The sequence below is a fragment of the Nocardioides sp. 31GB23 genome, assembly GCF_040012395.1.
Lineage (GTDB): Bacteria > Actinomycetota > Actinomycetes > Propionibacteriales > Nocardioidaceae > Nocardioides > Nocardioides salarius.
In genome coordinates, this window is sequence record NZ_JBDYKJ010000055.1 from 25,418 (window position 1) to 33,230 (window position 7,813).

At 69.6% G+C, this 7,813-nt stretch carries 6 protein-coding genes; 3 read left to right on the top strand and 3 right to left on the bottom strand.

Annotated elements, in window-relative coordinates; all coding sequences use genetic code 11:
* The first annotated feature begins 50 nt into the window (after positions 1–50).
* The 3 genes from ABKW28_RS16590 to ABKW28_RS16600 all read left to right on the top strand — a co-directional run bounded on the left by ABKW28_RS16590 (position 51) and on the right by ABKW28_RS16600 (position 4,048).
* Positions 51–1,850, top strand: a complete 1,800-nt coding sequence (locus ABKW28_RS16590) for a GAF domain-containing protein (protein ID WP_348611554.1) — start codon at positions 51–53, stop codon at positions 1,848–1,850.
* Positions 1,851–2,106: 256 nt separating this feature from the next.
* The gene (locus ABKW28_RS16595) at positions 2,107–3,600 is read left to right on the top strand and encodes a hypothetical protein (RefSeq protein ID WP_348611557.1); all 1,494 of its coding nucleotides are present in this window, start codon (positions 2,107–2,109) and stop codon (positions 3,598–3,600) included.
* A 34-nt stretch (positions 3,601–3,634) separates the two neighbouring features.
* Positions 3,635–4,048, top strand: coding sequence for a hypothetical protein (locus ABKW28_RS16600; protein WP_193669836.1), 414 nt, complete (start codon positions 3,635–3,637; stop codon positions 4,046–4,048).
* 449 nt (positions 4,049–4,497) lie between these two features.
* Here ABKW28_RS16600 and ABKW28_RS16605 read toward each other — a convergent pair whose 3' ends face one another.
* The 3 genes from ABKW28_RS16605 to ABKW28_RS16615 all read right to left on the bottom strand — a co-directional run bounded on the left by ABKW28_RS16605 (position 4,498) and on the right by ABKW28_RS16615 (position 7,747).
* The gene (locus ABKW28_RS16605; protein ID WP_348611560.1) at positions 4,498–5,859 is read right to left on the bottom strand and encodes a hypothetical protein; all 1,362 of its coding nucleotides are present in this window, start codon (positions 5,857–5,859) and stop codon (positions 4,498–4,500) included.
* A 201-nt stretch (positions 5,860–6,060) separates the two neighbouring features.
* A complete protein-coding gene (locus tag ABKW28_RS16610; protein ID WP_348611563.1) occupies positions 6,061–6,333 on the bottom strand; it encodes a hypothetical protein in 273 nt (90 codons plus the stop codon).
* 259 nt (positions 6,334–6,592) lie between these two features.
* Positions 6,593–7,747 carry an OmpA family protein gene (locus ABKW28_RS16615; RefSeq protein ID WP_348611566.1) on the bottom strand — a complete coding sequence of 385 codons (1,155 nt, stop codon included), beginning with the start codon at positions 7,745–7,747 and terminating at the stop codon, positions 6,593–6,595.
* Positions 7,748–7,813: the final 66 nt, after the last annotated feature.

The following is a 7,813-nucleotide window of genomic DNA, read 5'->3' on the forward strand; positions in this document are numbered from 1 at the left end:
CTGCCGCCCGGGCCGGGCACCGATGCGGCCCCGTTCCTGAGGAGGCACCAATGGCCGTGGACAGCCCCCGCGACCCCGGAGGGTCGGCGCGGCAGCGGGAGCTGACCTCGCTGTACGCGACGGCGCGCTCCCTGACGGCACTGGGCGACCTCGACGACGTGCTGCGCTCGATCGTGCGCCACGCCCACGACCTGATCGGGACCGACTTCACCTACCTCTCGCTGGTCGGCGCCAACGGCGGGCTGGCGATCCGGGCCAGCGAGGGCACCATCTCTGCGGCCTTCCGAGCCGCACGCATCCCGCCGGGGACCGGACTGGGGGGAAGGGTGCTGCAGACCCGCGCCGCCCACCACGTGAGCCGCTACGCCCACGCCAGCGACCTGGAGCACGACCCCGGCTTCGACGACCTGGTCGGCCAGGAGGGCCTGATCGCTCTCCTGGGGGTGCCGCTGCTGGTGCGGGGCGAGGCCATCGGGGTCCTGTTCGCCGCCGACCGTTCCGAGCGCGAGTTCCGCACCGACGAGATCGCGCTGCTCAGCGCGTTCGCGGACCATGCGGCGGTGGCCCTGGACAACGCCCGGCTCTACGACGAGAGCCGGACCTCGCTCGAGCGGCTCAGGTCGGCGTACCGCACCATCGAGGACCAGGTCGCGGAGATGGAGCGGGCCCAGTCGGCGCACGAGGCGCTGACCGGGGTCGTCGTCACGGGCGGTGGCCCCGAGGACGTCGCCCGCCGCCTGGTCACGCAGCTCGGAGGAGCGGTGACGGTCCTGGACCGCGACGGGGTCGAGGTCGCACGCGCCGACGACGGCTCGGTGGAGCCGGACGCCGGTGCCGCCGCTCCCGCCCTGGCACTGCTGCGGCGCGAGGCCACGAGCACCGGCCGCTGCGCCTCGGGGAGCCAGGCGGGCGGGGGCTCGCACAGCGTGGCCCCCATCCGGGCGGGCGAGCGCCTGCTCGGCACGGTCGCCTGGACCCGCGCCGAGCCCCCCGGCCCCGTCGACGACCGCACCCTCGAGCTCGCCGCACACGTGCTCGCCCTGCTGATCCTCAACGAGGACGCCGTCGCCGATGCCGAGGAACGGCTCAGCGGGGAGCTGTTGACCGAGCTGATGACCTCCGGCCCGACACCCAGCACGACCCACCGTGCCCGAGCGCGCTCCCGTGGCGTCGACCTCGACGCGCTGGACGTGCTGGTCATCGCCGAGGCCGCCGACCTACGTCGCTCCGACGTCGCCCGGCGCCTGCACACGATCGCCCGCGACCAGTCCGGTCTCGCGGGCGAGCACGCGGGGCACCCGACCCTGCTGCTGCCGTCGGACGGGAGCGACGACGTCCCGTCCATGCTGCACCAGCGCCTGCGGCGCGACCTGGGCCAGCCCGTCACGGTGGTCGCCGAGTCCGTGGGCCCCGGCGGCTGGACCCGCGCGTTCACCCGCGCCAGCCGGAGCCTCGTCGTGGCAGCCGCGCTCGGCCGGAGCGACACCGCGCTGCGCGTGGCCGACCTCGCTCTCTACGGCATCCTCGTCGACCCGGACCGCAGTGCCGAGCTGGACGAGTTCGTCACCGCGGCCATCGGCCCGCTCGTCACCTACGACGCGCGTCGCTCGACGGAGCTGGTGCGCACCCTGGCGGCCTACTTCGAGCACGGGGAGAACCTGAGCCGCACCGCCCGCGCGCTGCACGTGCACCCCAACACGCTCGTCAAGCGGCTGGACCGGGCCGCCGCCGTGCTCGACGAGGACTGGCGCAGCGGTGACGACCTGCAGCTGCGGATGGCGGTGCGGCTGCACCTGCTCCGGCAGTCGCTGGGCCGCAGCGCCCCAGCGGGCGACGACCGGCCGAGCTGACGCCCGGCACCGGCCCCGGACCGACCGCGGCCGCCGCCGACCTGGGGGGTGGAGGTTCCACACCCGACCCTCCCCAGGTGTGGCGCTATGCCACCTCCTTCTCCTGCAGCCCGGCTCCTAGAGTGACGACCGACACCGCCGCAGGGTGACCGGGGTCACTGCCTCCGCTCGGCGCCACGGTCCCGCCGCACCGGCCGCCGTCGGTGCCCGCCCGGCGCACACGAGGCCACAGAAGAGGCCTACTGAAAGGGAGCACATGAGTGTCGTACTAGGCATCGTCATCGTCTACTTCATCGTCATGTTCGGCATCGGGTACTGGGCCAACACCAAGATGGCCTCGTCCCGGGAGTTCCTGGTCGCCGGCCAGACGCTGGGCTTCTTCGTGATGGCGATCGCCACGTTCTCCTCCATCCAGAGCGGGTTCGGGATGATCGGGCACACCGCCAACACCTACGCCTGGGGGATGCAGGCGATCGTGGCAGCGGCGTTGCTGGTGCCGCTGAGCTTCGCCCTGTCGTGGTTCCTGCTCGGCTCCCGGCTCTACCGGCTGGCCAGGTCGCACGACGTGTACTCGGTGCCCGACGTGGTCAAGGTCCGCTACCCGCACCGCTCGGCCCACTTCTCGATGTCGATCGCGATGTTCGTCGGCTCGGTCGCCTACATGACCGCGCAGGTGACGGCGATGGGGGTGATCGTCGGCATCATCTTCGACACCTCGGTGGTCGTGGGCGCCATCATCGGCTCGCTCGTCGTGGCGGCGTACACGATCGCGGGAGGCATGCTCGCCGCGGTCTGGACCGACCTGGTGCAGGGCCTGCTGATGATCGTGATGTCGGTCGCGGCCTTCGTGGTGGCGACGCGCACCGCCGGCGGCTGGTCGGACATGCTGGCGACGGTCGAGGGCGCCGACCCCGGGTTCCTCAGTCTCGACGCGACCCAGCCGATCACCTGGATCTTCTCGTTCGTCTTCCTGGCCGTCCTGGGCACCGCCGCCCAGCCCCAGCTGGTGACCAAGTTCCTGATGCTGCGCTCGGGCTCCGAGCTGCGATGGGGTGCGCTGGTCGCCGCCGTGGCGTACGCCGTCACCACCTTGTTCGCGCTCTCCATCGGCCTGGCCACCCGCGCCCTGACCATCGACGGACGCGCACCGGAGCTGGCGAACATCGACAACACGACCACGTGGTTCCTCGACAACATGACCGCACCGGCCTTCGCCGGCTTCGTGATGGCCGGGCTGCTGGCCGCGATCATGTCCAGCGCCAGCTCCTTCATCACCATCGGCGCCAGCTCCCTGACCCGCGACCTGGCCGGCTCGCTGGGTCGGACGGTGAACCGTGAGCTGATGTGGGGACGGCTCGCCAGCGCGTTCGTCGTCCTGTGCGCGCTCGTCTTCTCGCTCTACCTGACCCAGGTGGTCTTCCTGCTGGGTGCCATCGGCTGGGCCGCCTTCGCCGCGGCCATCTTCGCCCCCGTCGTGCTGGGGCTCTACTGGCGCCGCGCCACCGGCATCGCGACCACGGTGGCGGTCGGGTTCGGCATCGTGGCCAACCTGGCGGTCACGATCCTGACCTCGGAGGGCGTCATCACCCTGCCGGCGTACATGCAGGCCGGCGGGTTCGTCATCGCCTGCGGGGCGCTGCTCTTCATCGCGGTCTCCGTGCTCTTCCCCTCACGCACCTCCCAGCAGCACTTCGACCGCATGGACGCCCAGGTCGTGACCGTCGCGGAGCGAGCCCGTGCCACGAACTAGTCCGATGTCCCGACCGACCGAAGGTGGAACCCAGATGAAGCTCGACAAGATGGACACCCTGGTGGCCGCGTTCTTCGTGGCCACCCTGATCGCAGCAGCCGGGATGCTCCTCGACGTGTGGCAGGCGGTGTACTACTCGATCCCCGTCTTCGTGGCCCTCTTCATGCTCATCGGCTCGCTCAACGCCCGCAACGAGTGGTCCCGGCAGTTCCTGGTGCCCGTGGTGGCCTTCGCCGCGCTCGTCGGGGTCCTGTTCGTCGTGGCGGGCTCCCTGCTCGACAGCACCGCCCGCCTCGGCGGCCTGCCCGCCTCCACGGCGGTGTTCTTCTACGTCATGTGGCCGGTCACCGTGGTGGGCGCCCCTCTCGTCTACGCCCACGTCTACCAGGGGTGGCTCTCCCTGGAGGTCGCCGACGAGACCGGGGCCGAGCCCGCGCAGGACCGGTAGCGCTCGCGACCCTGCCCCGACGACGAGAGCCCCAGGTCACTGTGTGACCTGGGGCTCTCGTGTGCTGCGCGCCTGTAGGGATTCGAACCCCAAACCTTCTGATCCGTAGTCAGACATACTGCGTCTACTGGGATCAGCCCCTCACCTCCACGTCATCCTGATGACGACTGTGCGCGATGGCCTCGCGCCCGCAATAGGCGCCTGACCTGCACCTTTGCTTGGATCGCCAGCGCGTCGCTTCGTCCTCAGCTCCGCGGCAGTCAGGGGTCGCCGTCTCCCTTGTGTGTGCCGTGGGAGCCGCGCTGTGTGTACCCGCGGCGGCTTGTGACGTGTGAGCCCGGCGCGGGGAACGCGGGCGTGGGGGCGAGCCATGGCGCGTGCTGATGGGCCGGTCTTGACGGTTGCAGGATCGTCGAAGACCGGCCCATCGTGGGCGTGCGCTATGGGATCTAGATGTGGCGCTCGAGGTTGTTCTGGGTGTTCTGGATGTTCGTCGCCTGGGTCGCGGCGAGGTCAAGGCGGCTGTAGTCGAGACGGACGGGGGGGAGCGCGGCGCTGATGCCCGTCCGACCGTGGTAGGAGCGCGCGATGCGCAGGGCCTTATCAGCGTTGGAGTTCGACACGGTGTGCTCGGCGTCGGTGCGGGCCTTGGCGATCGCGCGGTGGATGTCGGCGGCCTTCTGGCCGGCGGACTCGATGAGCACGGAGCGGGCGTTCTTGGCGGAATCGAGCTTGTCCTCGCGGTGCTGGAACTGGCCAGTGAGGTACTCGAGGCGCTCGATCTGGATGGAAGAGTTGTCGAAGACCGAGGTGTAGTTGGTGTACGCCGAGTAGCCGATGAGGCCGCCGAACAGCAGAGCAAGGGTGCCGACCAGGATGGGGTTCGAGTCGGCGTTGAGACCGTCGACCAGGACCCGGGAGGACATGACGCCGACCGCGAGAGCACCGATGGTGATCAGCGCGATGAGCTCGATCTTCATGCGGCGCGCCACGGTGGGCGGGGCGGTGATGCCGCCCTCCTTGTTCTTGTAGCGGCGATGGCGGCGCGCCATGTCGCGCATCGTGACAGCGAGCAGGATGGTGCCGAGCAGAGCGAAGACGAGCGCGACGCCGGCCATGATCGTCGTGAAGGCATCGATGAGGATCAGCTGGTAGTTGACGTTGAGCAGGCCCAGCATCGCGAGGAAGAACACCGGAGCGTCCATGGCCAGCTTGGCGAACTCCCTGCGCCGGTCATTCTTGGTGGCCTTGTGGCCGCGCAGGGTGTCGGAGAGCCCGTTGACCCCCTGGTGCACGGTGGCACCGGCGCTGTTGTCGGAAGCGACCTCGTGGGCGAGCAAGTGGCTGTACTCGTCGGCCTGCTCGGGGGTGAGCGTCTGCCCATCGGGACCGATGTAGGAACGGTTGGGCAGGCTGCTGATCTGGTGGTCAAGGTTGTTGATCTCGGCGTGGATGTTCTTGACCCGCCGGATCTTGGGCTCAATCGTGTGAGTGACGGCCCGGTCAAGGTAGGCCTGAGCCTGCTTCTCGACCCCGGTCCGGACCGACTCCTCAGCCGGGGTGAGGACATCCGGGCGGCGCGGGTGGGAGTGGTGCGGCAGGTTGGCCTCGTCGACCAGGGAACGGGTGGCGTTGATCTTCCCGAACGGGATGGGACCCATGCCGAAGTAGGACGTGCGGATGTGGCGGCTCGGGATCTCGACGGGCGGGAGCAGCCGGATGGGGGTGGGCAGGTCGTGCAGCTGGTCGAACGGGTGCGGGGAGCGGCCGTTCACGGTGACCCCGTTGTTGGGGTCGTAGGTGCTGGTCATGATGTTCCTCTCCTTGCAGTGGCGCTTGATGATTGGGTTCGTCGGTCCCGAGACGGTGGACCCCGGGTGGTTGTTACCTAGCTGGGCACTTCGCTCGGTAGCCACGGATGTTGCGGGCGGGGTGATGAGCCGGACGGGGGCCATGGGCCCCGGGCGTGTGGCCGCGCTGGCGCGGAATCGGGCCAGTGCCGCCGGGGGGGGTCACTTCTTTTTGCGGATGTTCTTGCGGTCGCGAGAGTTCAGACCGATCGAGGGCTCGGTGCTCTTGGTGATGTGGCGCTGGATGTCGCGCCGGGTCTGGGGGGCGCGCACGTTCGCGGAGTACTGCCCGTACTGCTTGGCGAGGTTCGGCGGCAGGTCGTTCTTGTTCAACGGCACGCTGGTGCCGACAGTGCCGGCGATCTGAGCCGAGGCGAGGATGCGACCGGCCGTGCTCTTGAGCTTGCCCAGCTTGCCGGGCTCCTTGCTGACCATGGTGTCTCCTAGTGGTGGGTTGCCTCGCTGGTTGCGAGACGGTGGTTGAGACCCCAAGGTGGCGGGTGCACAGCGTCCGCACATGAGCCTGTGCTGTGCGAGATCCGCCGGTTGAGGGTCCGGTGTCGATGCGGCGTGTGTGGTTCTTCTGGTGGGGTGTGCTGATGTCGACGCGACTCGTGCTCGGGGACACGCCCGCAGTGGCTGCGGCACAGGTCTGGGGACCGGTCTGAGCGGCAGTCCCTATGGCAAGTGGAAGTCAGTTGGTGATGGTGAGCTCGACGGTGCGGTTGAGGCGGGCGAGGTCCTCGCGGTAGGCGCCGTTGGGGGTGTTGTCGACGGTGGGGCGGGTGTCGCCGTAGCCGGTGGGGATACCGATCGTGTTCCGGGGGGCACCGAGCTGCTGAAGGCGGGCCAGGACGTTGGTGGCGCGAGCGGTGGAGAGGCCGATGCCGTCGCCGCTGCCGGGGACCTCGGCGGTGTGGCCGTAGGCGTTGATGCGACGGCCGTCGGGACAGGTGGCGAGCGCGTCGGCGATGGGGGCGAGGAGCTTGTCAGCGGCCTGGGTGAGGTCGGCGGAGTTGGGAGAGAACGCGATGTCGGCGGCGAGGGTGAAGGTTCCGAGGCAGTTGGTGGTGACCTGGTCGAACTCGATGACCGGCACACGGTTGGTGGCGGTGGTGGGCGTCGCGGGAAGCAGCGAGTCGTCGATCGTGCAGCTGCTTGCGCCGGAGGTCTCGCACAGATTGAGCCACAGGTCGTGGAGAGCCTGGCGCGCAGCCGGACCGGGGGCGTGCTGGGTGTGGAGCTTCTTGTTGGCCTGCTGACTGTTGGGGCGGGCGCGAGTCGAGGTCGGGTCAGTGGTCCCGGCCGCGTGGCTGGTGCTGGTCTGGCCGAGGCCGGTCCAGGTGATGGAGCGCCCCTGCGCGTCAGGGATGTCCCTGGGGTTGATCTGGGCGACAAACCCGCTGGGGTTGAGCTGCCAGTCGCCGGCGGCGTCGAGGTCGACCGGGTCGGTGGTGGACAGCCCGCTGGTGACCATCACGATCTCTCCGCCCTGGGGGGTCGCCGCGATGGCCTGGTCGTAGACACCCAGGACGTCGAGGCCGTTCGTGCTGGCCTCCAGGATCTCGGAGTGCGCGGCGACCTCGGCGAGCATGTGGTTCAACTGATCATTGATCTGCTCGGCCTTCTTGTGCATGTCGGCCTCGATCTGATCGCCGCGCATCGGGGTGAGGTCGAAGGTCACCGGGGCGCGGCCCTGGACGACGAGCGTGACCTCCCCGTCGCCGGGGAACAGGGCGCTGTTGGCGTGGTGGGTAAGCGCGTCGGTCAGCGCGGCGATGTTCACCCCAGGCTCAGCGCTCGTGGCGGTGTAGGCGATCGTCAGCGGCGTGGCCTCGGAGCGTGTCAACTTTTCTGTGTAAGGCGGCCGATCTCTTTACTCTGAGTTGGGCTTACAGGTGGGGGTTGATGCGGT

What these genes read in the sequence shown, in the direction of transcription:
- ABKW28_RS16595 (WP_348611557.1), top strand. Translation starts at nt 2,107, where the DNA reads ATGAGTGTCGTACTAGGCATCGTCATCGTCTACTTCATCGTCATGTTC.
- ABKW28_RS16610 (WP_348611563.1), bottom strand. Translation starts at nt 6,333, where the DNA reads ATGGTCAGCAAGGAGCCCGGCAAGCTGGGCAAGCTCAAGAGCACGGCC.
- ABKW28_RS16600 (WP_193669836.1), top strand. Translation starts at nt 3,635, where the DNA reads ATGAAGCTCGACAAGATGGACACCCTGGTGGCCGCGTTCTTCGTGGCC.
- ABKW28_RS16590 (WP_348611554.1), top strand. Translation starts at nt 51, where the DNA reads ATGGCCGTGGACAGCCCCCGCGACCCCGGAGGGTCGGCGCGGCAGCGG.
- ABKW28_RS16605 (WP_348611560.1), bottom strand. Translation starts at nt 5,859, where the DNA reads ATGACCAGCACCTACGACCCCAACAACGGGGTCACCGTGAACGGCCGC.